This is a genomic window from Maribacter sp. R86514, assembly GCF_044597005.1.
In the GTDB taxonomy this organism is placed as follows: Bacteria; Bacteroidota; Bacteroidia; order Flavobacteriales; family Flavobacteriaceae; genus Maribacter.
The window spans coordinates 3,010,368-3,033,240 of record NZ_CP138999.1; the positions used below are offsets into that span (position 1 = coordinate 3,010,368).

Annotated in this window: 23 protein-coding genes; 14 read left to right on the top strand and 9 right to left on the bottom strand. The window is 36.2% G+C overall.

Annotation, left to right across the window (positions count from 1 at the left end; all coding sequences use genetic code 11):
• Positions 1-22 precede the first annotated feature (22 nt).
• Positions 23-1,066 carry a thiamine-phosphate kinase gene (gene thiL / locus SJY30_RS13105; RefSeq protein WP_396632616.1) on the top strand — a complete coding sequence of 348 codons (1,044 nt, stop codon included), beginning with the start codon at positions 23-25 and terminating at the stop codon, positions 1,064-1,066.
• Positions 1,067-1,077: 11 nt separating this feature from the next.
• Here thiL and SJY30_RS13110 read toward each other — a convergent pair whose 3' ends face one another.
• Positions 1,078-1,314: a hypothetical protein gene (locus tag SJY30_RS13110; protein ID WP_133671370.1), complete on the bottom strand. Its 237-nt coding sequence runs from the start codon at positions 1,312-1,314 to the stop codon at positions 1,078-1,080.
• A gap of 251 nt (positions 1,315-1,565) precedes the next feature.
• On the opposite strand from SJY30_RS13110, the gene SJY30_RS13115 reads away from it, so the two are divergent.
• Entirely contained in the window at positions 1,566-2,849 is a 1,284-nt protein-coding gene (locus SJY30_RS13115) for a branched-chain amino acid transport system II carrier protein (protein ID WP_396632617.1), read from the top strand.
• A 5-nt stretch (positions 2,850-2,854) separates the two neighbouring features.
• Here the strand turns inward: SJY30_RS13115 and SJY30_RS13120 are convergent, their stop codons facing one another.
• The 3 genes from SJY30_RS13120 to SJY30_RS13130 are packed head-to-tail and all read right to left on the bottom strand — an operon-like array spanning position 2,855 to position 5,104.
• Positions 2,855-3,028: a hypothetical protein gene (locus SJY30_RS13120; RefSeq protein ID WP_396632618.1), complete on the bottom strand. Its 174-nt coding sequence runs from the start codon at positions 3,026-3,028 to the stop codon at positions 2,855-2,857.
• Positions 3,029-3,031: 3 nt separating this feature from the next.
• On the bottom strand, positions 3,032-3,802 hold the full coding sequence (locus SJY30_RS13125) for an exodeoxyribonuclease III (protein WP_396632619.1): 771 nt from the start codon (positions 3,800-3,802) through the stop codon (positions 3,032-3,034).
• Positions 3,803-3,811: 9 nt separating this feature from the next.
• On the bottom strand, positions 3,812-5,104 hold the full coding sequence (locus tag SJY30_RS13130) for an aminopeptidase P family protein (protein ID WP_396632620.1): 1,293 nt from the start codon (positions 5,102-5,104) through the stop codon (positions 3,812-3,814).
• Between the two features lie 147 nt (positions 5,105-5,251).
• Between SJY30_RS13130 and SJY30_RS13135 the strand changes: the two genes are divergently transcribed.
• The 12 genes from SJY30_RS13135 to SJY30_RS13190 all read left to right on the top strand — a co-directional run bounded on the left by SJY30_RS13135 (position 5,252) and on the right by SJY30_RS13190 (position 18,730).
• The gene (locus SJY30_RS13135; RefSeq protein ID WP_396632621.1) at positions 5,252-6,703 is read left to right on the top strand and encodes a M20/M25/M40 family metallo-hydrolase; all 1,452 of its coding nucleotides are present in this window, start codon (positions 5,252-5,254) and stop codon (positions 6,701-6,703) included.
• Between the two features lie 20 nt (positions 6,704-6,723).
• Entirely contained in the window at positions 6,724-8,430 is a 1,707-nt protein-coding gene (locus SJY30_RS13140) for a M28 family peptidase (protein ID WP_396632622.1), read from the top strand.
• Positions 8,431-8,511: 81 nt separating this feature from the next.
• On the top strand, positions 8,512-11,358 hold the full coding sequence (locus SJY30_RS13145; RefSeq protein WP_396632623.1) for a WD40/YVTN/BNR-like repeat-containing protein: 2,847 nt from the start codon (positions 8,512-8,514) through the stop codon (positions 11,356-11,358).
• A 4-nt stretch (positions 11,359-11,362) separates the two neighbouring features.
• Positions 11,363-11,701, top strand: coding sequence for a cupin domain-containing protein (locus tag SJY30_RS13150; protein WP_396632624.1), 339 nt, complete (start codon positions 11,363-11,365; stop codon positions 11,699-11,701).
• Positions 11,702-11,713: 12 nt separating this feature from the next.
• The gene (locus SJY30_RS13155; protein ID WP_299798667.1) at positions 11,714-12,103 is read left to right on the top strand and encodes a DUF2721 domain-containing protein; all 390 of its coding nucleotides are present in this window, start codon (positions 11,714-11,716) and stop codon (positions 12,101-12,103) included.
• Between the two features lie 109 nt (positions 12,104-12,212).
• A complete protein-coding gene (locus tag SJY30_RS13160) occupies positions 12,213-12,632 on the top strand; it encodes a hypothetical protein (protein ID WP_396632625.1) in 420 nt (139 codons plus the stop codon).
• Between the two features lie 181 nt (positions 12,633-12,813).
• Entirely contained in the window at positions 12,814-13,494 is a 681-nt protein-coding gene (locus tag SJY30_RS13165; RefSeq protein ID WP_396632626.1) for a succinate dehydrogenase cytochrome b subunit, read from the top strand.
• A gap of 12 nt (positions 13,495-13,506) precedes the next feature.
• Positions 13,507-15,507: a fumarate reductase/succinate dehydrogenase flavoprotein subunit gene (locus tag SJY30_RS13170; protein ID WP_396632627.1), complete on the top strand. Its 2,001-nt coding sequence runs from the start codon at positions 13,507-13,509 to the stop codon at positions 15,505-15,507.
• Between the two features lie 10 nt (positions 15,508-15,517).
• Positions 15,518-16,264, top strand: coding sequence for a succinate dehydrogenase/fumarate reductase iron-sulfur subunit (locus SJY30_RS13175; protein WP_396632628.1), 747 nt, complete (start codon positions 15,518-15,520; stop codon positions 16,262-16,264).
• 64 nt (positions 16,265-16,328) lie between these two features.
• A complete protein-coding gene (locus tag SJY30_RS13180; RefSeq protein ID WP_396632629.1) occupies positions 16,329-16,811 on the top strand; it encodes a very short patch repair endonuclease in 483 nt (160 codons plus the stop codon).
• Positions 16,812-16,944: 133 nt separating this feature from the next.
• Positions 16,945-17,490 (top strand): type 1 glutamine amidotransferase domain-containing protein, encoded by a 546-nt coding sequence (locus SJY30_RS13185; RefSeq protein WP_396632630.1) that lies wholly within the window; start codon positions 16,945-16,947, stop codon positions 17,488-17,490.
• An 82-nt stretch (positions 17,491-17,572) separates the two neighbouring features.
• On the top strand, positions 17,573-18,730 hold the full coding sequence (locus SJY30_RS13190) for a methionine aminotransferase (RefSeq protein ID WP_396632631.1): 1,158 nt from the start codon (positions 17,573-17,575) through the stop codon (positions 18,728-18,730).
• A gap of 10 nt (positions 18,731-18,740) precedes the next feature.
• Here SJY30_RS13190 and SJY30_RS13195 read toward each other — a convergent pair whose 3' ends face one another.
• The 5 genes from SJY30_RS13195 to SJY30_RS13215 form a co-directional block, all read right to left on the bottom strand.
• Positions 18,741-19,889, bottom strand: a complete 1,149-nt coding sequence (locus SJY30_RS13195) for a serine hydrolase domain-containing protein (protein WP_396632632.1) — start codon at positions 19,887-19,889, stop codon at positions 18,741-18,743.
• Between the two features lie 16 nt (positions 19,890-19,905).
• A complete protein-coding gene (locus tag SJY30_RS13200; protein ID WP_396632633.1) occupies positions 19,906-20,430 on the bottom strand; it encodes a GNAT family N-acetyltransferase in 525 nt (174 codons plus the stop codon).
• Positions 20,431-20,572: 142 nt separating this feature from the next.
• Positions 20,573-20,941 (bottom strand): hypothetical protein, encoded by a 369-nt coding sequence (locus tag SJY30_RS13205; RefSeq protein ID WP_396632634.1) that lies wholly within the window; start codon positions 20,939-20,941, stop codon positions 20,573-20,575.
• Between the two features lie 491 nt (positions 20,942-21,432).
• Positions 21,433-22,086, bottom strand: a complete 654-nt coding sequence (locus SJY30_RS13210; protein ID WP_396632635.1) for a CoA transferase subunit B — start codon at positions 22,084-22,086, stop codon at positions 21,433-21,435.
• A 4-nt stretch (positions 22,087-22,090) separates the two neighbouring features.
• Entirely contained in the window at positions 22,091-22,789 is a 699-nt protein-coding gene (locus tag SJY30_RS13215; protein WP_036151072.1) for a CoA transferase subunit A, read from the bottom strand.
• Positions 22,790-22,873 lie beyond the last annotated feature (84 nt).

Consider the following 22,873-nt stretch of genomic DNA (forward strand, 5'->3'; position numbering starts at 1 on the left):
TTTTACTTCTTATTTTTGCATCATGCTAGAAGATAAAGAACAAGAAAGAACATCATTAGAGAAATTAGGTGAATTCGGACTCATAGAACACCTTACCAAAGATTTTGAGCTTACTCAAAAATCTACCGTAAAAGGAATTGGTGATGACGCAGCAGTACTAGATTATGAAAAATCTAAAACAGTTCTAAGTACCGACCTTTTAATTGAAGGTGTACACTTTGACCTTGCCTATATGCCATTAAAGCATTTAGGTTATAAATCTATCATGGTCAATCTTTCTGATATCTATGCCATGAATGCTACAGCTACACAAGTAACCGTTTCCTTAGCCGTTTCTAATAGATTTCCGCTAGAGGCACTTGAAGAGTTTTATGCAGGTGTTGCTACAGCATGTAAAACGTACAATGTTGATCTGGTAGGTGGCGATACAACCTCATCTAAAACAGGATTAATGATTAGCGTTACCGCAATTGGCATTGCAAATGAAGAAAATATTGCTTACCGTTCTGGTGCAAAACCAAACGATCTTCTGGTAGTAACCGGAGATTTAGGCGCCGCATATATGGGGCTGCAGGTATTAGAGCGTGAAAAAGAAGTTTTTAAAGTGAATCCTAATAGCCAGCCAGACCTAGAACCCTATTCTTATATCGTAGAGCGACAGTTGAAACCAGAAGCAAGAAAGGATATACCTGAATTATTAAAACAATTGGAAGTTCAACCAACATCAATGATTGATATTAGTGACGGACTTTCATCTGAGATCCTGCATTTAAGCAAGAGTAGCGGACTGGGAATTGACTTGTATGAAGACAAAATTCCTTTAGACCCTACAGTAATTTCTGCCTGTGAAGAGTTTAAGATAGATAGTACTTTAGTTGCTTTAAGCGGTGGTGAGGACTATGAATTATTGTTTACCATAGACCAAAAAGAATTCCCGAAAATTAAGGGCAATCCAAACTTGACCGTTATAGGTCATACTACAGGAAAAGACGAAGGTGCATTCTTAATTTCAAGGAGTAATACAAAGATTCCATTGACCGCACAGGGCTGGAATTCATTCCGATAAATCTGAAAAATTTAAGCTACTTGTTGCGTAGGCGTATGTGCACGTGCCGAAGTATGTCTTCTTTGATAAATATGCTCTAAAGTTCTATTGATATCCTGTAATTCAGGAGTCAAAATAGAAAGGTTACCACTTACATCGGTAGTTACTTCTTTTTGACAGTGAATACACTTGTACTCTTTAATATGAGAAGTCACCTTTTTTGAAATTGAATAGTGATGACCAAAGATGCTGCAGAATATTTTTTTCATGCTGTAGGTTTTTTAGCAAAAATTTCGATTTGGGCAATCGAGAAAATGCGGTTAATATATTAGATTGAAAATCAAGGAAATTTGCATACGCTTTGTTTCCTTTTGTTAAAGTACTACACATTAAAAGCCTGTGCCAGTAATTGTTGTGAGTTTTACATAACCTGTTGTCAATACCCTTTTTTTTGCTGTTTCATAAAATGAAAAAGCCTCTCTTACCTGTTATTTAATAATCTTTCACTTAATTTGCATCCATGTTCAAAAAGAAGGAAACCCTAGTTACATCCTTTGCCTTATTCTCTCTTTTTTTTGGAGCTGGCAACCTTATTTTACCACCATTATTAGGTTTTAATTCAGGTGACCAATGGTTTATAGTTACAATTGGTTTTGGACTATCTGCAGTAGCTATTCCCGTACTTGGTATTTTGGCCCATGCAAAATTACAGGGGACGCTCATTGATTTTGGAAACAAAGTATCGCCAACGTTCAGTTTAATCTATGCCTTTTTCATTTATGCCATTGCTATTGCACTGCCTAGCCCTAGAACAGCTTCGGTAACACATGAAATGGCCATTCAGCCTTATTGGGATATCTCCTCATGGTTTACAAGTAGTATCTATTTTGGGTTGGTTTTATTATTTGCTTTGAACCGTTCTAAAATATTGAACATACTCGGTAAAATATTAACTCCTGCAATAATTCTAATTCTTCTTTTAATAATAGGAATTACTGTTTTCTCGTTTCCTTTCGATTTTATAAGCACCACAATTGCTAGTCCGTTTACAAACGGAATACTGGAAGGTTACCAGACATTCGATGCGATTGGTGCTGTTGTAGTTGGCGGCGTTATAATAATATCGATCAACCTTAAATATGTAAATGCTTCTTATGAGGATAAAAAAATACTGATACGTAACGCTGCTTGGTTGGCAGGTTTGGCGTTGTTCTTAATCTATATGGGACTCATACTTTCTGGATCTTTAGTACATTCTATATTCGATGCTGATACCACTAGAACAGAAATACTATCTGGTTTGGCTATAGAAAGCCTAGGAAACATAGGTAATTTGTTTTTAAGCATCCTAGTAGGCTTGGCTTGTTTTACTACGGCAGTAGGGATTGTAACCGGTACGGCAGATTTTGTAGCGGCTACGTTTAAAGAATCAAAACTGGCTTATACTATTATGGCAGTAATTGGTAGTGTATTAGGTGTTTTGGTTGGGCAATTTAATGTTGGGTATATTATTGCAGTAGCTGTACCTTCTTTAATGTTCATTTACCCAATAACCATTATTCTTATTCTATTAAATGTAGTACCAGATAAATATGCTTCGCCACTTGTTTTTAAATCCGTAACCATAGCTACCATAATATTTAGTATTCCAGACTTTTTGGGAAGCATTAGTGCCTTAACACTTGAAGAAGGTACTTTTTCATGGATACCTCTTCAACAATATAGTTTAGGTTGGGTTTTGCCGGCGTTGGTGGTGTTTGTTGCAACCAATATTATGTATAAGGAAAAGCCGAACACACTTTAAAGCACTTACGAATTTTTCCTTTTCTTAGAGTAATAATAGAACGCATAAGCTATTAAAACCATGACGACAAAAGGTAAATAGGTGCCAATAACGACACCTATCTCATAAGCACTATTGGGTGCTTCTTGCATTTTCTCTTCAATTTCAGAAGTATCTTGAATCAAAACTAATAACCTCATAATCTAAAATTCTATTTCTAAACTAATAGGGCAATGATCACTACCCATAACCTGATCATGAATTTCGGCTGACTTTACTTTGTCCCAAATAGATTCACTTACCAAAAAGTAATCTAAACGCCAACCCACATTTCGCCCTCGTGCACCACCTCTTGCGCTCCAAAAGGTATATTTATCGAACGTATTGGGGTGTAACTTTCTAAAGCTATCTACCAAGTTTACTTCTTTCAGCATGTGCTCAAATCCGTCAATTTCAACTTGCGTAAATCCTGATGTTTTATTGTAGTTACTCTTCGGGTTTGCCAAATCGTTCTCGGTATGAGCTACATTAAAATCGCCCGTAATAATCAAAGGCTTCGATTTAGACAATTCTTTTAGGTAATTAGTAAAATCTTTATCCCATCCGGCACGGTAATCCAATCTTTTTAATCCGCTTCCACTATTAGGAATATAAACATTGATCAAATGAAAATGTTCATATTCAGAATGTGTAATTCTTCCTTCTAAATCATGTTCTTCAACCCCCATGTCCTTATCGAACTTTACAGGTGCCTGCTTAGATAATATTCCAGTACCAGAATATCCTTTTCTTTCTGCACTATTGCTGAAAAGCTTGTAATCGGTAATACCTTTTAAAGCTTCAGCCACTTGGTCATCTTGTGCTTTTGTTTCTTGAACGCAAAAAACATCTGCATCAAATTCCTTTACGATATCTTCAAAACCCTTTTTAACGGAAGCCCTTATACCATTAACATTCCACGATACTAATTTCATATTCCGTTTTTATTTGTTCATTAATTCTTCAATCTCATCTGCTTTTAAAGGAATATTAGCCATCAAGTTAAAAGGCTCACCTTTTTCTTGAATGACCACATCATCTTCTAAACGAATACCCATATTTTCTGCAGGAATATAAATACCTGGCTCTACGGTAAACACCATATTAGCTTTCATAGGTGTTTTCAATGCTCCGTAATCATGTGTATTCAAACCAATGTGATGACTGGTTCCGTGCATAAAGTATTTTTTATACGCTGGCCACTCAGGGTTTTCATTCTGCACATCTGCCTTATCCAATAAACCAAGTCCCAATAATTCAGAAGTCATTAGTTTACCACATTCTTTATGGTATTCTGCCCAAAGTGTACCAGGCACCAACATTTTAGTAGCCTCATCTTTTACACGCAAAACAGCGTTATACACTTCTTTTTGGCGTTTGGTAAATTTTCCGTTTGCAGGAATAGTTCTAGTTAAATCGCTAGAATAATTAGCATACTCTGCTGCAACATCCATCAGAATTAAATCACCATCGTTACAAGGTTTGTTATTCTCTAAATAGTGCAATACATTGGCATTATTTCCAGAAGCAATAATGGGTTGGTATGCAAAACCTTTCGATCTATTTCTAACAAACTCGTGCAATAGTTCTGCTTCGATCTCATATTCCATCACTCCAGGTTTCACGAAACCAAGCAGCCTACGAAATCCTTTTTCGGTGATATTACATGCGGTTTGCATAATAGCAATCTCCTCAGATTCCTTAATTCCTCTAATTTCTTGAAGAATTGGGTTACTCTTGGCAACTTTATGAGCTGGATATTCTCGCTTGCATTTTTTTATAAATCGGTCTTCACGCGTCTGTGTTTCTACCGCTTGTCTATAATGCTCATTGGTATTGAAATATATAGTTTCAGCTTCGGTCATTAAATCGAAGAATATTTTCTCGAAATCTTGTAACCAACAAACTGTTTCAATACCTGAAACTTCTGTAGCCTTCTCTTTTGTCAATTTTTCACCTTCCCAAATGGCAATATGTTCATTAGTTTCACGAACAAAAAGTATTTCGCGGTGTTTTTTATTAATGGCATCTGGAAATAATACTAAAATTGTTTCTTCTTGATCAGCCCCAGAAAGGTAAAATATATCTCTATGCTGCTCAAAAGGCAAAACGCTATCAGCACCAATAGGGTAGATATCGTTAGAGTTAAAAACAGCTATGCTTTTAGGCTGCATGCGGTCCATAAACTTCTTACGGTTCTTTATAAACAGGGAGTTAGGTATTTGATCGTATTTCATGAATTCTTATTTTGATATAAAATTACGCATTATGTGTTGTTTCCTTAAAAAATAGGTCATAGAATTGTAAGATTTACAAGAACACCTACTCATATTCTTAACTACAAATTGGCTAACTTGTATACCTAAACCAAACACAAACAACTCATGAAAAAAATAGCTTACCTATTTATAGGCGCTTTATGTCTACAGGCATGCTCAGAAACCAAAAAAGAAGAATCACAAGCTGAATTATTTGCACGTATAGATACCGAAATCAAAGCAAATTCTAAAGGCTACAGCTCATTAAAAGAAGCTACTGAAACTATTGGTCACCGACTTACGGGTTCTGCCAACGGTGCTAAGGCAGAAGAGTATACCTATAATAAGTTTAAAGAATACGGTTTTGAAGATGTAGCCTACCAAACTTTTGAGGTAGAGGCTTGGGCAAGAGACGAGGTTTCTTTACAGATTAATGATGAAAATATTAAAGTAGTTACTTTAGGTCACGCACCTGTAGAAGCACACGTTACCGGCGAAATTGTAGATATGGGTAATGGTCTAGATGCAGATTACGCAGCTAACCCAGATGCCGTTAAAGGAAAGATCTCTTTAGTATACATTAATATTCTTCCAGATAGTGAAGAGGGACTTACCAATTTACACAGAAGTGAAAAAACAGCTTTAGCCATTAAGTATGGTGCTATTGGTATTATCATCATCAACCAAGTGGACAATGGTGTTCTACTAACAGGTACTGCATCGGTTACGGGAGAATTGATTCCGATACCCGCAGTATGTATTGGCAAAGAAGATGGTATGGCGTTGAAAGAAACTTTAAAATCTAAGAAAGCAACTGCTAAAATTGACATGACCAATACAAGTGATGTCATCAAAGCTAGAAATGTGGTAGCTACATTGCCAGGCTCAGAGATTCCGGAAGAAGAAATTGTTATTGGTGGTCACTTAGATTCTTGGGATCTAGCCACTGGTGCTATTGACAATGGTATTGGTTCGTTTGCAGTATTAGACATTGCAAGAGCATTTAAAGCAAATAACCTACACCCAAAGCGTACGGTAAAATTCGTGATGTTCATGGGTGAAGAACAAGGATTACTAGGTTCTAAATATTTGGTAGAACAAGCAATTGAAAATAATACTATCGAGAACATTAAATACATGATGAATTTAGATATGTCTGGTAACCCTATTGGCATGAACGCTGGCGGACAGTTAGATAATGAGCAATTCTTTACAGATTTAGGAGCTGCAATTCAAAAGCAGGATACCATCTATCAAAATAAGTTTTCAAATAAGTCAGGGTTACATAGCGATCACCAACCGTTTATGTTAGAAGGTGTGCCAATTTTATCTGTGCACAGTAATCTAGACCGTTCTATTTATGGTTGTTACCATTCTGACTGTGACGACTTCAATTTGGTAAATGAAGATCATATGAAAAACACAGCACGTTTTGGAACCATGATGTTATACGCGCTTGCAAATGCAGATACATTACCCGCTACTAAAATGGATAGCGAAACCACTAAAGAATTTATGATTAAAAATGATTTAAAAGAAAAATTGATCATTGGTAACGAGTGGAAATGGGAAGAATAACCGTAGTCAAAAAAATTATAATGAGGCAGGGAATTGTACCCGCACTACTCTGTCTTTCTTTTTTAACAGGATGCTCACAGCATGTTGAAGAAAAACAGGTTGATTATTTTAAACTTGTACGTCCAGAATTTACAGGTCAGCTAGCATACGAGACCACAGATTTTGTAGAAGATTATTGGCGCGTAGTTGGCAATACCGGTTTTAATAAAACCATATACCTCATTGCAGATAGTTTAAAAGCGGCAGGTTACGTTTTAGAAGAAAAAGCCAAGAAAGGTGACCGATTTACCTACCGCATTGAAAAACGGGCAATGACACACCAAACATGGGAACCTGTATCTGCATCATTGCAAATTGTTGGTAGAGAGAAGCCTTTACTGGTATCGGAAACCAACCGTAACATGACTTATTTAAATTCGGTTTCAACCCCTAAAGATGGTTTAAAGGCAGAAGTAGTTTGGATCAAATCTATTGATGAACTAGAGACAATTTCTGTTAAAGGCAAAGTGGTATTTGCAGAAATGAATGTTCGAAAGCTTTACAAATCAGCCATAAAGAATGGTGCTTTGGGGATTCTTACTTATGATAATCCCGCATATTTACAACCAGAAAAGAACACTACTTCTATACAATTTAGAAGTCTTCCTTCGCAGGATGATGACAATTTTTGGGGCATTGCACTATCCTACGAAGCAAAAGAGAAATTAATAGCACAGCTTAAAAAAGGAAAAACAGACGTTCTGGTGAATATCCAAACCAAAAGATATCCGTCAGAAGAACTAACTATTGTTGCGGATATTAAGGGAAGTAAATTTCCGGATGAGCGTTTGGTGTATAGCGCACATATTCAAGAACCGGGCGCAAATGATAATGCAACTGGCGTTGGTACGCAATTAGAAATGGCTAAAACAGCCTCTAAATTATTTACGGATAACAAAATAGATTTTAAGCGTAGCATGACCTTTTTATGGGGCGATGAAATTGTTTCTACCAACCGGTATATTCAAGAAAATTCAGAACGAGCTAAAGGTATTAAATGGGGAATTAGTTTAGATATGGTCGGTGAAAACACCGCGGTAACTGGCGGAACTTTCCTAATTGAAAAAATGCCAGACCCAAGTGCTATTTGGACACGTGGTAAAGACAAGCACAGTGAATGGGGTGGTGAGGTCTTAAAATTAGCGGATATGAAACCCCACTATCTCAATGATTTTATTATTTCAAACTTTAAAAAGCAAGGAGAATATGCTAATTGGGTCGTTGGAACAAACCCTTTTGAAGGCGGTAGTGATCATACTCCGTTTTTACAGGCTAACATTCCCGGACTTTTACTTTGGCACTTTACAGACCAATTTTACCATACCGATAACGACCGTATTGACAAGGTATCTCAAAAAACCTTGAAAAATGTAGGCACGGCGGCTTTAGTTAGTGGACTGGAATTGGTAAATGCATCAGATATTTTTGCCCAAGCACAAATTGAAAATCTTAAGAAGCGAGCAAATCAACGTTTAGAAGACGAAGCAGAACTCAGCCAATCTGCACTTAAAAATGGAAGCTCCTTTAAAGAAGAAGAAAAAATTATTACGGCTTGGGAAGAGTGGTATTTATCATCGCTCAATTCTATTAATGACATTAATACCAATTCTGACATTAAAACGGCCATTTCCAAAGCACAAAAAGAAATACAAGCGAAATCGAAAGAATTAAAAGCATCACTAAAATAGAAGTTTAGTCAAATGATATTACAGTTTGCCAAGAGCATAAGTAATCAGTAACTTACCATCAGCACTATCAACAACATGAAAATGAAACAATTTTACCTATTAGTATTCGCCAGCATTTCTATAGCAACGGCACAAATTCAACCTACCTCATCGCAAAAAATAGATGCGTCTTTACAAGCAAAAAAAGCTATGGACGCAAGTTCTTTGGTTAAAAACATTCCGCTGAAAAATATAGGTCCATCTGTCATGAGCGGTCGTGTTGTTGATTTAGCGGTCAATGAAAATAACCCTACAGAATATTACGTTGCCTATGCCTCTGGCGGATTGTGGTATACCAACAACAACGGTAATTCTTTTACTCCCGTAATGGATGAAACTCAAACCCAAAATCTTGGTGATATTGCCGTTCACTGGCAGAGTGGTACTATTTGGGTAGGTACAGGGGAAAACAATTCTTCTCGTTCATCATACGCGGGTATCGGTATTTTAAAATCTAGCGACAAAGGTAAAACGTGGCAACATATGGGTTTATCAGATTCACACCATATAGGTCGCATTGTGGTGAATCCTGATAATGCTAATGAGGTAACGGTTGGCGTAACGGGTCATTTATATTCTACAAATAAAGAGCGCGGTATTTACAAAACTACAGATGGTGGAAAAACTTGGAAAAACACATTGTTCATTGATGACAAAACAGGAATAATAGATGTTGCCGTTTCGCCAAAAAACTACAACATTCAATATGCCGCAGCTTGGCAAAAAGATAGAAAAGCGTGGGATTTTATTGGAAATGGTGAAGGTTCTGGCATTTACAAAAGTATTGATGCAGGAAATAATTGGACTAAAATTTCTACTCCGACCAGCGGTTTTCCTACAGGTGAAGGTGTTGGTAGAATTGGTTTAGCTGTTTTTGATGACAATACCATTTATGCCGTGCATGACAGTCAATTTAGAAGAGACGCATCCGAAGAAAAGAAAGAAAAGCAAGCTGGGTTGACCAAAGATGATTTTAAGATCCTATCAAAAGAACAATTCTTAGACCTAAACGATAAAGACTTAAACGAGTTTTTAAAGACCAATAATTTTCACGAAAAATACAGAGCTGCAAATGTAAAACAGATGGTACGTAGCAATGCTGTAAAACCTACAGACCTTGCCTTGTACTTAGAAGATGCCAACTCTATGCTTTTTGATACACCTGTAATTGGTGCAGAAGTGTACCGTAGTAATGATGGCGGTAGCAAATGGTCAAAGCAAAATGAAGATTATATAGACGATTTATTCTATAGTTACGGGTATTATTTTGCGCAAATAACCGTAGACCCTAATAATGTTGATTCCATTTACTTATCTGGGGTACCAATAATAGCTTCTAAAGATGGTGGTAAAACATACAGTTCTATAAGTGGCGACAATGTACACTCTGATCACCATGCGGTATGGGTAAATCCTAATTTACCAGGACATTTAATAAATGGAAATGATGGTGGTGTAAATACTAGTTATGATGATGGTAAACATTGGTTTAAAAACAATTCACCTACCGTTGGTCAATTTTATGCCATAGCGGTGGATAATGAAAAACCATATAATGTGTATGGCGGACTTCAAGATAACGGCGTTTGGATGGGACCGAATAATGCTGAAGAAAACAGCAAATGGCAACAAACAGGTCAATACCCATGGAAATCAATTATGGGTGGCGATGGTATGCAGGTAGAAGTAGATAATCGCAATGCTAATATCGTTTATACGGGATACCAATTTGGTAATTATTTCAGAATAGATTTAGAAAATGAAACACGCAACTATATTCAGCCAAAGCATGAGTTAGGTGAAACACCTTATCGTTTTAACTGGCAGTCCCCTATTCTACTTTCCCCACATAATCAAGATATTTTATACATGGGTAGCAACAAGCTACATCGTTCCTTAAACCAAGGCGATACTTGGGAAACCATTTCTGGCGATTTAACCCAAGGCGGAAAAAAGGGTAATGTAGCATTTGGAACCTTAGCAACCATTTCAGAATCACCTTTCAAATTTGGATTACTATATACCGGTAGTGATGACGGATTCATACAACGCACAGAAAATGGTGGTGGTACTTGGAATGTTATTTCTAAAAACCTACCACAAAATTTATGGGTTAGCAGGGTTATCGCTTCCAAACATCAAAAAAACAGGGTGTATGCCACTTTAAATGGCTATCGCTCAGATGATTTTACTCCGTATGTATATGTAAGTGAAGACAAAGGTGCTACTTGGAAAAGCATTTCGGCAAACATACCAACCTCTGCCATAAATGTAATTATTGAAGACCCTGAAAATGAAAATCTATTATTTGTAGGTACGGATAATGGACTATATGTTACTTTAGATAGAGGTGCAACATGGCAATCTTTTCAAAATGGAATGCCTTATGTAGCCGTGCATGATTTGGTTATTCAGAAAGAAGCTAAACATTTGTTAGTGGGTACACACGGTAGAAGTATTTACAAAGCCGATATTTCCGCATTACAAAGCATGACATCAGAAATATTAAACAAAGACTTACATGTTTACCCTTTGGAAAATATCAAACATTCTTCACGATGGGGTAACTCTTGGAGTTCATGGTCTAAAGCTAGAACACCAGGTTTAGACATTACATTCTACTCAGACAGAGATGATGTATACCTAGCCAAAATAAAATCATCTGATAATATTGTGGTTAGTGAGACGGAAATTATAGCCAGTAAGGGATTAAACATCTTATCGTATGATGTTGCATTTTCAAAATCTGGTAAATTAAATTATCTTAAAAAGCATAAAACTGTTTTAAAACAAGCCAAAAATGGTAGCACATATTTACCAACTGGCAGTTACAGCGTTGAAATTATTGGAAACGGAACCACTGAAAAGGTAACTTTTGATATAGAATAGCCACATGAAAATAGTAGATTGGAACGAACTACCTGATTTAGGGGTAAGTCATGACCCAAGTATAAAGAAAAGAACACTGATTGATCGTGATGAGATACCACAATTAATGATGTATGGTACTGCTGTTTTTAAACCGGGTCAAAAAGTAGAATTACACAAGCATGACACCATGTTCGAAGTGTTTCATATACAAACCGGCAAAGCCATTTTCACCATATCTGGAGAAGCATATGAAGTAGGACCCGGAAAATGCATTACCATAGCACCAGGTGAAATTCATGGACAATCCAATCCGTTTGACATTGATGTCACTTGGACCTATTTCGGCATAGCTACAGATTAAGAAATATTATTTATGGAACTCACTTTAGGTATACCTGCATTACTTTTTCCTGCCATTTCATTGACCATGCTAGCCTATAACGCTCGTTATTTGGCTATTGCGGCATTAATACGCCAACTACATCAAAAATATCAAGAAACAGCATCACAGTCAGTAGGTCTACAAGTGCAAAAACTAAGAAAACGGCTTACCATTATCAAAAACATGCAGGCAACCGCCATAGTAAGCTTTTTGTTGGCGGTAATTACAATGACTTTAATTTATGTAGAACTTACCTTTTGGGCTAATTTAATCTTTGGGGTTAGCTTATTCGCTTTAATGGTATCATTAGTACTCTCATTGATAGAAGTACAATTATCGACTAAAGCATTAGAAATTCAGTTGAAGGATATGGAAAAATAATTGCTGTATGTCAACTAAAGAATCCCAACTAATAACCTTACCGTTCGTCGATGTTTTTATAAGCTATTGAGTTAATAACCAGTATCTTTGCCTTCTGACAATTATAGGCATGAAAAGAGTTCGAGAACTCGAATTAATAAATCAAATAAAGGAAATTAGAGAATTTGAATTTGGTGTTTTCTATTTCTTTAAAGGTGGTATTGTCATTTCTGAAATGCATGAAGGTGCACATTTTAACTGGAAAAATGCAAAAAAAGCGGTTTATGCCGCACAAGAAATTTATGACAAAGACATTCCGCTAATTTACATTGCCAATAGGGTAAATAAATATCGTGTAGCTCCTTTTGAATGGTTTAAGTATCATAAAAACCGATTTGATATGCAATATATAGCTTCGGTGGGGCCATTGAAAAATAATATCTTGAGTACGTTTTTTAAGAACTTAATATTCCCAAAAAGAATAAGAATGTTTACAAATTTGGATGAAGCTGTTGCATGGGCACTGCAGATTTCTAAAAATTCAGTATAAATTTTAAAATTATTCTCATTTTTTTGTTGAAAGTTTGCGAATCTACACACGTGAATTTTATAAAAAACTTAAACATCTCTAAAAATGATATTAAAATCAGTCTAAATTGACATACTAAAACTGCTTAATTCTTGTTAATAACTAGCTTGTGATGTAACTTCGCATATAAAATTAACAACTAATGAGCGGATTTTTTAAATCTTCGATTGGTAGAAAGTACGCAATGGCGCTTTCTGCTTTCTTTTTAATGTTTTTTCTACTTCAGCATTTTGCTATAAACATTTTATCGGTCTTCAGTCCCGATGCGTTCAATGAAGCTTCGCATTTTATGGGTACTTTTTGGGCCGTACAATATGTATTACAGCCAATTCTAATTTTCGGTGTTATCTATCATTTTGTGATGGGTTTCATTTTAGAAGCGAAGAACAGAAGTGCTAGAGTAAAAAAATATGCTAAAAACAATGGTGCTGCCAATTCATCTTGGATGAGCCGTAATATGATTTACAGTGGTTTAGCTATTTTGGCTTTCCTAGTACTTCATTTTATCGATTTCTGGATACCAGAAATCAATACCAAGTTTATTGATGGAGACATGACCGGCTTACTGCCAAACGGCGAAGGCTTCCGATATTATGAGGAATTAGCTCATAAATTTGAGAACCCTTTACGTGTTGGTGCTTATGTAATCGCCTTCATATTCTTGTCACTACACCTTATGCATGGCTTTAGTTCTGCATTTCAGTCTGCAGGTGCGTCTAGCATGAGAAAAGAAAAATTACAATTGTTTGCAAAAGTGTATTCGATTTTAATTCCGTTAGGATTTATTTTCATTGCCCTTTTTCATCATTTTAATCATCATTAACACCTATTACTTATGTCTGTATTAGACTCAAAAGTACCTAAAGGTCCGTTGAAAACTAAGTGGACCGATTATAAGAACCATATTAATTTGGTTAACCCCGCCAACAAACGTAATATTGATGTTATCGTTGTTGGAACAGGTTTGGCAGGTGGTTCTGCTGCTGCTACTTTAGCAGAATTGGGCTATAATGTAAAAACATTTTGTTACCAAGATTCTCCGAGAAGAGCACACTCTATTGCTGCACAAGGTGGTATTAACGCTGCAAAGAACTATCAAGGAGATGGTGATTCTACCTACCGTTTATTTTACGATACCGTAAAGGGTGGTGATTACCGTTCAAGAGAAGCAAACGTATATAGATTAGCAGAGGTTTCTGCAAATATTATTGACCAATGTGTTGCACAAGGGGTTCCTTTTGCACGTGAATATGGTGGGTTATTGGACAACCGCTCTTTTGGTGGCGTATTGGTTTCAAGAACTTTTTACGCTAAAGGACAGACCGGACAACAATTATTGCTTGGTGCCTATTCTGCTATGAACAGACAAATTGCACGTGGTAAAATTACCCCGTACAATCGTCATGAAATGTTGGATGTAGTTAAGGTTGATGGCAAAGCTCGTGGTATCATTGCCCGTAACTTGGTTACAGGTGAAATAGAACGCCACTCTGCACATGCCGTAGTTATAGCTTCCGGTGGATATGGAAATGTTTATTTTCTTTCTACCAACGCTATGGGATCTAACGTTACCGCATCTTGGAAAATACATAAAAAAGGAGCATTTTTCGCAAATCCTTGTTATACTCAAATTCACCCAACATGTATTCCAAGATCTGGGGATTACCAATCTAAATTGACATTAATGTCAGAATCGCTGCGTAATGACGGGCGTATTTGGGTACCAAAGAACTTAGACGATGTTAAGGCTATTCGCGAAGGCAAGAAAAAGCCAACCGATTTGTCTGAAGACGAAAGAGATTACTACTTAGAAAGAAGATACCCTGCGTTTGGTAACCTTGTTCCACGTGATGTTGCATCAAGAGCTGCAAAAGAACGTTGCGATGCGGGTTATGGAGTAAATGCAACAGGTGAAGCTGTTTATTTGGATTTTGCCGCCGCTATTGAAAGATACGGTAAAGAGCAAGCTAAAATTCACGGTATCAACAATGCATCCGCAGAAAAAATATATGAATTAGGTGCTTCTATTGTAAAAGCAAAGTATGGTAACCTTTTTCAAATGTATGAGAAAATCGTTGATCAAGATCCATACAAAACACCAATGATGATTTACCCAGCAGTTCACTACACAATGGGCGGTGTTTGGGTAGATTATAACCTAATGACGACCATACCTGGTTGTTATGCCATTGGGGAAGCAAACTTCTCTGATCATGGTGCAAACCGATTAGGCGCATCTGCATTAATGCAAGGTTTGGCAGATGGGTATTTTGTTCTACCATATACTATTGGCGATTATCTTTCCAATGATATTCGAACAGGTAAAATACCAACGGATACACCTGAGTTTGATGCAGCAGAAAAAGAAGTAACAGATAGAATCAATTTCTTTATCAGTAACAAAGGAGAACATTCTGTAGATTACTACCACAAAAAATTAGGTAAAATAATGTGGGATAAATGTGGTATGTCTCGTAATGCAGAAGGCTTAAAAACTGCAATTAATGAAATATCTGAACTAAGAAAAGATTTTTGGAAAAACGTAAATGTTCCAGGAACTACGACAGAATATAACGAACAATTGGCAAAAGCCGGTAGAGTTGCAGATTTCTTAGAGTTAGGAGAATTATTTGCTAAAGATGCATTGGTTAGAGAAGAATCTGCCGGTGGACACTTTAGAGAAGAACACCAAACAGAAGAAGGTGAAGCGAAAAGACTTACCGAATTCCAATTTGTCTCTGCTTGGGAATATAAGGGGGAACCAAAAGATGCCGTATTGCATAAAGAGGACCTCGTTTATGAAAATATAGAAGTTAAAGAAAGAAGTTATAAATAAAGAAGGTAGCATGAACTTAACACTTAAAATTTGGCGTCAATCAGATGCGAACGACAAGGGTAAAATGGTCGACTATAAAGTGACAGAAATATCTGAACACATGTCCTTTTTAGAAATGATGGATGTTCTTAACGAACAATTAATAAATAAAGGTGAAGAGCCTGTAGCCTTCGATCACGATTGTAGAGAAGGTATTTGCGGTATGTGCTCTATGTTCATTAATGGCGAAGCGCACGGTCCTGATAGAGGGGTAACTACTTGTCAATTACATATGCGTATGTTCAACGATGGTGATACTATTACGATAGAGCCATTTAGAGCTAAGGCATTTCCGGTAATTAAGGATTTAGTGGTTGATAGAGGAGCATTTGATAGAATACAACACGCTGGTGGATATATCTCGGTCAATACCTCGGGTAATACGCAAGATGCGAACGCTACATTAATTTCAAAACATGCAGCAGATGAAGCTATGGACGCCGCTACATGTATAGGTTGTGGTGCTTGTGTAGCAAGTTGTAAAAATGCCTCTGCCATGTTATTTGTAGGTGCAAAAGTATCTCAGTATGCATTATTACCTCAAGGTCAGGTAGAAGCTGTAGATCGTGTTAAAAACATGGTTGCACAAATGGATCTTGAAGGTTTTGGTAACTGTACCAATACCGGTGCTTGCGAAGTTGAATGCCCTAAAGGAATTTCATTAGAGAATATAGCCAGAATGAACCGCGAATTTTTAAGCGCTAACGTTAAAGGATAGTCTTTTAATCATAAAGTTTTAAAAAATCCCGACCGTAAAGGTTCGGGATTTTTTATTTTTAGATATGTCCAAAGACTACTCTAAAGAACGAATTATAGTACCAAGGTTCAACGAAGCATCAGGATTTTACACTACACCTCAGCGTTCTAAAATCATGAGCAAGATCAAGGGTAAGAATACCAAACCAGAACTTGCTTTTAGAAAAGCATTATACGCTGCCGGATATAGATATCGTATAGATTTCAAAAAGCTTATTGGAAGACCAGATATTGCGTTACCAAAATATAAAACGGTCATATTCATAGATGGAGAATATTGGCATGGTAAAAATTGGGAAGAGCGCAAACCAAAAATAAAAACCAACCGAGAATTCTGGATTGCAAAAATTGAACGAAATATGCAACGAGACGTTGAAGTAAACCAAGAACTTACCGCTTTGGGTTATACCGTATTTAGATTTTGGGAGACAGAAGTAAAAAAGAATCTTCAAGAATGTTTAGCTAAAACCATACATCACTTAAATACAGTGCAAATGAGCCAAAAATGAGTTTTATAAAGTTCATTTAATAAATGTTTAACCCTTGGGAGTCCTTTATTAATAAGGCATTAACGGATTTTAAACAGTATGGTATGTAACTTAGTATCAAACAAATTATTAATCGTTAAAAACTATATATAATATGAAGAGGATAGCAATATTAGCTACAAATGGATTTGAAGAAAGTGAATTAAAATCTCCAAAAGAAGCCATGGAAAAAGAAGGCTTTAATGTAGAGATCGTAAGTTTAGAAAACGGAGAAATAAAAGGTTGGGCAGATGGTAATTGGTCTAACAGCTATAAAGTAGACAAAACACTAAACGAAATAAAAGCTGAAGATTACAATGCCTTGGTTTTACCAGGTGGAGTAATTAACCCAGATTTGTTAAGAAGAGAAGAAACAGCATTGGACTTTGTACGTGACTTTTTTAAATTAAAGAAACCAGTAGCCGCAATTTGCCACGCTCCTTGGACACTGATTAGTGCCGGAGTGGTTAAAGGAAGAAAAATGACTTCATTTCATTCAATCAAAGATGATGTAATCAATGCAGGAGCCAATTGGGTAGACCAAGAGGTCGTAGTTGATGAAGGATTTGTAACTAGTAGAAATCCGGATGATTTACCAGCTTTTAATTCCAAATTAATTGAGGAAATAAAAGAAGGGAAACATGAAATGCAGCATGCATAATTCATTTTAGTGGAATTAAGAAGCCCAACCAATTGGTTGGGCTTTTTTTATGTCCGTTTTTAAAATTCTTACATTTACTACTATGGACTATGAACAGCACTTAAAAGCATCAAAACTACCAGATGTAAAGACAACGATATTCACTACAGTTGGTGATCTTGCAAGAAAGCACCATGCTCTTGACCTTTCTCAAGGGTTCCCAAATTTTCAGGCTGATAAGAAATTGAAGTCTTTGGTCAATGATGCATTATCAGCTGGTCATAATCAATATGCACCTATGCAAGGGTATTATGGTCTCAGGGAAATTATTTCAGAGAAAATAGCATCGCTACATCATCGTGCTTACTCTCCCAATAATGAAATAACGATAACCGTTGGTGCCACTCAAGCTATTTTTACGGCTATTACAGCCTTTATTAATAAAGGTGACGAGGTAATTGTCATAAAACCTGCTTATGACTGTTATGAGCCCGCAATTACATTAAATGGCGGCATACCTGTTTATGTTCAATTAGATGCACCAGATTATAAGATAGACTGGACTGTTTTTCAAGAAAAAATTACCGATAAGACGAAAATGGTAATTATCAATACACCCCATAACCCCAGCGGAACCGTTTTATCAAAATGGGATATGGAGCAATTAGAGAACATATTAAAGCCCACCAATATCATTCTTTTGAGCGACGAGGTGTATGAGCATATTATTTTTGATGGACAAATGCATGAAAGTGCTTCAAGATTTCCAGATTTAGCCAATAGAAGTTTTGTCTGCGCATCATTCGGAAAAACATTTCATGTAACCGGTTGGAAAATGGGCTATTGTGCTGCTCCAGCTGAATTAATGGCCGAATTTAGAAAAGTGCATCAATTCGCGGTATTCTGTGTAGACCATCCGGTGCAACGTGCATTGGCTACATATCTGCAAAATCCATCACACTATTTAGATTTGAACAATTTTTACCAAGAAAAAAGAGATTTCTTTCTTAATGGAATAAAATCGTCCAAATTAAAGTTTAAACCATCCCAAGGCACATATTTTCAATTATTGGATTATACCAACATTTCAAATGAAGAAGATGAAACTATAGGAAAACGATTAATTACCGAAAATGGAATAGCATCTATACCCATATCATCTTTCAATGTCGGTAATAGGAATGATTATATGTTGAGATTCTGCTTTGCCAAAAAACAGGAAACTTTAGAAAAAGCAGTTGAAATTCTATGCAAGCTTTAATAGTTACTGTTTAAAAAGCAGTGTTTAGCTTAGTCATAAATTCACCAATTTTACTAGGCTCTAGCCAACGTGTAACAACCACTACATCATTCTCTTTGTCTATAACAATAAAGTTACCACCAAAACCGGCAGCATAATAGATGTTTTCAGATAATCCTTCCCAATGTCTGGCGCCTTTTTTATTCAACCACCACATGTAACCGTAATTCGCATTGGGTGTTGATGGATTTGTTGCTTTCTTTATCCAATTTTCTGAAATTAATTGTTCATTCTTCCACTTACCATTGTTTAAAAACAACATTCCAAAACGCGCCATATCTTCTGCACTAATAAAAATACCTGCGCCAGAATGCCCACCACCAGTTACCGATTTCATTTGTAGACCGTCAATTTCTGTCCAAGCATTATCGTAACCAAACCAGCGCCACGTAGAAGAAGCACTGATCTTGTCCATAATCTTCTCTTTTAAGACCAAAGGGATTGGTTTACGCCATACATGAGTTAGCGAATATGCCAGTACATTAACGCGCACATCATTATATTCCATTACAGTACCTGGCTCTTTAGGTTGCGCTAATTTCCAATCATCGATACCACCTTTACTTGGCGGTCTGTCAGCCCAATCTTTTCCGCCCCAAAGTTCGCCAGACCAAGCCGAATTTTGTTGTAAAAGATGTTCCCATGTAATTTTCGAATTATGTGCTCCATCAAAAGTGCCGTCCCAAATATAATCACCCACTAGGTTTTTTGTATCCGATATAATTCCTTCATCTTCGGCAAGACCTGCCATTGTACTTAAAAAGCTTTTAGTAACACTAAAAGTCATATCAACTCTTTTAGTATCTCCCCATTGCGCGACTATATACCCATTTTTAAGTATCATGCCTGCAGGACCACCTCTTTTCTTAGTAGGACCTAATATTTTATGAAATGGTTCTTTTTCAAATCCTTTTACAATGGCAATACGCAGGTCTCTAGAACCAGAATATTCATTGGCTTCTGCAAAATCTACCGCTTCAATTAAAGCTGCATCATTAATTTTAAAATCTTTTGGGGCTTTTACTTCCCAATCTGCATTTCTTTCCGGGAAATAATATTCTTGAGCATTTAAGTTTATAAAACCAATTAATGCGAAAAAAGTAAAATAGTATAATTTCATAAGTGTTGGATTGATGTTACAAGTTACTTAAATCATAACCCATTAACCAATCTGTCTGCTCATCTTCTCCAATATAATAAGGGTGCGTATCAAATTTTACAAAGCCTTGGCGTTGGTAAAATCGAATAGCTGCAGTATTGTGTTCCCAAACCCCTAACCAGAGTTTTTTTTTGCTCTTGCTTAGAGCCAATCCCTTAATATAATCTAAGATATGTTTTCCCAAGCCTTTACCTTGATATTGAGCTAAAACATATATACGCTCAAGTTCTATACTTTCATCGGTTTTAAGGTCTGTTTGTGCATCACCAACATTAAGTTTAAAGTAACCAACAATCGTACTGTTTTGATAGGCAAAATAAAAAGTGCTATTCTTATTTAACAGCTCTTCTTTTATTTTTTCTTTGGCAAAAGCTTTATCTATATAATTCTTAAAATCAACAGGGTCATTATCCTTTTCAAAAGCGGTTACAAAAGTTTGTTCAGAAATAAGTCTTAATTCTTCGAGGTCTGTAAGAGAACACAATTTATATTTAAGTTCCATACCCCTAAAATAAAAAAGGAGCAAATTACTTTGCTCCTAATCGGGGGAAATGTTATAAAAAGGTTGATTTGATAACTTTTCTGTTCACCGCACTACCTATTAAGGCAATACTTATGTTCGTGGGCATTTTTCAATTGCGAACTCATTCTTGTTTTTCTGCAAAAACTTTACCCTCTGTTCTTACCAGAATAATGCCTTCATCAGTTTCTTGCATTTTTACTATATCATCGGGAAAATCAGTACCAGGGTAACTAACGATATATACGTCACCATTTACGCTCCAGTTAAAATCTGTCAAGTAAACGACTTGCCCATCTTTATAACCATGAAATCTACCTAAATAGACATCATTAAAAATCCATTCTTCATTATCAATAACCATCTTATTCGTATTGGTAGCCGTTTTCACGGTGTGATTCCAAATACCGATGATAGGATCGTCATTTTCTTCAATTTTTGAACAAGAGGTAACAAGTACCAACAAGATTAGGCAACTAAATACATACTTCATTTTAGGTTAAGTTTTATAAGTGATTTGGGATTCACTATTAATTACACTTCAAATATATGTAGTCTTTTTCTTACAATATATTATTTGTGGTAAAACTTATTAAAAATGTGGTGAACCTAGAGAAGTTAGTTCATCAAAGCATTTTATAGAAAACCAAAAGGCGGTATTCAAATAACAGCAAAAAAAAAGAGCGACTTATATAAGTCGCTCTTTTTTAAAATCTTTAAAGTAATTTATAACATAAATAACTTTTTAGTAAGTCTTAGAAATCCACTAAAAAAGTCGTTTCTATAAACTTGTACTTTATGTTCGTTTGCTGTGTGGTTAATTTGAGAATTCATGACGGTTAAGTAATTAATAGGTTATGGGTTTAACTGAGTGATAAAGATACATCAGCTCTTCAGAATTTTGATAATAATTGTTGTGTACTGAATATAACCTGTTGTGAAAAATATGAAAAGCTTATTTCATCGATGATTCACCTACACCTATTAAACATTCATCTCCTTAACTTCTCCTTTTATAATCAAATTACCTTCGGTTGCAGTTTTAATATCATCTACCGTAACACCAGGTGCTCTCTCTAATAATAAGAATCCATCTTCCGTTACTTCTAAGACAGCTAAATTGGTGACAATCTTCTTAACACAACCCACTCCCGTCAAGGGAAGACTACAACGCTTTAAGATTTTCGATTCTCCAGCTCTATTGGTATGCATCATAGCAACGATTATATTTTCTGCGGATGCAACAAGATCCATTGCACCACCCATACCTTTTACCATTTTACCAGGAATCTTCCAATTGGCAATATCACCATTCTCTGCCACTTCCATAGCGCCCAGAATAGTCAAGTCTACATGTTTACCTCTGATCATGGCAAAACTAGTAGCAGAATCAAAATAAGATGCGCCTGGTAGCGCCGTAATGGTTTGTTTACCCGCATTAATCAAATCTGCATCTTCTTCTCCTTCTATAGGAAAAGGGCCCATACCCAAAATTCCATTTTCACTTTGAAATTCAACACTTATATCATCACGTACATAATTGGCAACCAATGTAGGTATACCAATACCAAGGTTAACATAATAGCCGTCTTCCACTTCTTGTGCAATTCTTTTAGCAATTCCGTTTTTATCTAACATGAGCTTATTTTTGACGTACTGTTCTTTGTTCTATTCTTTTCTCGTAATCTTTTCCTTGAAAAATGCGTTGAACGAATATTCCCGGAATGTGTATTTGATTTGGGTCTAATTCACCTTCTGGCACCAACTCTTCCACCTCAGCAACAGTAATAGTCGCAGCACCGCACATACATGGATTAAAATTTCTTGCTGTACCTTTAAATATCAAATTACCGGCAGCATCACCTTTCCAGGCCTTTACAAAAGCGAAATCTGCCTTAAAGGCTTCTTCTAGAATATGCATTTTACCGTTGAACTCCCTTACTTCTTTTCCTTCAGCTACTTCGGTACCATAACCGGCCGGAGTGAAAAAAGCAGGAAAACCCGCTTGTGCAGCCCTACACTTTTCTGCAAGAGTACCTTGCGGCGTAAGTTCCACTTCTAGTTCACCACTAAGCATTTGTCGTTCAAATTCATCGTTCTCCCCTACATAAGAAGAAACCATTTTTTTAATTTGATGTTGATGCAACAATAACCCCAAGCCAAAATCATCGACCCCTGCATTATTAGAAATACAAGTAATATCCTTTACTCCTAATCTTACTAATTCACTAATTGCATTCTCAGGAATACCACAAAGTCCAAAACCACCCAACATAAAGGTCATTCCGTCTTGTACACCTGCCAAAGCCTCAGTTACATTTGCTACTGTTTTACGTATCATTTTGTCGTTAATTATCTTGTTACTAAAATACCGATTATAAATGGGAAAAAATAAAAAAGGTCTTAGCGAATGCTAAGACCTTTT

Bases quoted from the DNA above. Each gene is read 5' to 3' on its own strand.
- thiL (WP_396632616.1), top strand. From the start codon at position 23: ATGCTAGAAGATAAAGAACAAGAAAGAACATCATTAGAGAAATTAGGT.
- SJY30_RS13110 (WP_133671370.1), bottom strand. From the start codon at position 1,314: ATGAAAAAAATATTCTGCAGCATCTTTGGTCATCACTATTCAATTTCA.
- SJY30_RS13115 (WP_396632617.1), top strand. From the start codon at position 1,566: ATGTTCAAAAAGAAGGAAACCCTAGTTACATCCTTTGCCTTATTCTCT.
- SJY30_RS13120 (WP_396632618.1), bottom strand. From the start codon at position 3,028: ATGAGGTTATTAGTTTTGATTCAAGATACTTCTGAAATTGAAGAGAAA.
- SJY30_RS13125 (WP_396632619.1), bottom strand. From the start codon at position 3,802: ATGAAATTAGTATCGTGGAATGTTAATGGTATAAGGGCTTCCGTTAAA.
- SJY30_RS13130 (WP_396632620.1), bottom strand. From the start codon at position 5,104: ATGAAATACGATCAAATACCTAACTCCCTGTTTATAAAGAACCGTAAG.
- SJY30_RS13135 (WP_396632621.1), top strand. From the start codon at position 5,252: ATGAAAAAAATAGCTTACCTATTTATAGGCGCTTTATGTCTACAGGCA.
- SJY30_RS13140 (WP_396632622.1), top strand. From the start codon at position 6,724: ATGAGGCAGGGAATTGTACCCGCACTACTCTGTCTTTCTTTTTTAACA.
- SJY30_RS13145 (WP_396632623.1), top strand. From the start codon at position 8,512: ATGAAACAATTTTACCTATTAGTATTCGCCAGCATTTCTATAGCAACG.
- SJY30_RS13150 (WP_396632624.1), top strand. From the start codon at position 11,363: ATGAAAATAGTAGATTGGAACGAACTACCTGATTTAGGGGTAAGTCAT.
- SJY30_RS13155 (WP_299798667.1), top strand. From the start codon at position 11,714: ATGGAACTCACTTTAGGTATACCTGCATTACTTTTTCCTGCCATTTCA.
- SJY30_RS13160 (WP_396632625.1), top strand. From the start codon at position 12,213: ATGAAAAGAGTTCGAGAACTCGAATTAATAAATCAAATAAAGGAAATT.
- SJY30_RS13165 (WP_396632626.1), top strand. From the start codon at position 12,814: ATGAGCGGATTTTTTAAATCTTCGATTGGTAGAAAGTACGCAATGGCG.
- SJY30_RS13170 (WP_396632627.1), top strand. From the start codon at position 13,507: ATGTCTGTATTAGACTCAAAAGTACCTAAAGGTCCGTTGAAAACTAAG.
- SJY30_RS13175 (WP_396632628.1), top strand. From the start codon at position 15,518: ATGAACTTAACACTTAAAATTTGGCGTCAATCAGATGCGAACGACAAG.
- SJY30_RS13180 (WP_396632629.1), top strand. From the start codon at position 16,329: ATGTCCAAAGACTACTCTAAAGAACGAATTATAGTACCAAGGTTCAAC.
- SJY30_RS13185 (WP_396632630.1), top strand. From the start codon at position 16,945: ATGAAGAGGATAGCAATATTAGCTACAAATGGATTTGAAGAAAGTGAA.
- SJY30_RS13190 (WP_396632631.1), top strand. From the start codon at position 17,573: ATGGACTATGAACAGCACTTAAAAGCATCAAAACTACCAGATGTAAAG.
- SJY30_RS13195 (WP_396632632.1), bottom strand. From the start codon at position 19,889: ATGAAATTATACTATTTTACTTTTTTCGCATTAATTGGTTTTATAAAC.
- SJY30_RS13200 (WP_396632633.1), bottom strand. From the start codon at position 20,430: ATGGAACTTAAATATAAATTGTGTTCTCTTACAGACCTCGAAGAATTA.
- SJY30_RS13205 (WP_396632634.1), bottom strand. From the start codon at position 20,941: ATGAAGTATGTATTTAGTTGCCTAATCTTGTTGGTACTTGTTACCTCT.
- SJY30_RS13210 (WP_396632635.1), bottom strand. From the start codon at position 22,086: ATGTTAGATAAAAACGGAATTGCTAAAAGAATTGCACAAGAAGTGGAA.
- SJY30_RS13215 (WP_036151072.1), bottom strand. From the start codon at position 22,789: ATGATACGTAAAACAGTAGCAAATGTAACTGAGGCTTTGGCAGGTGTA.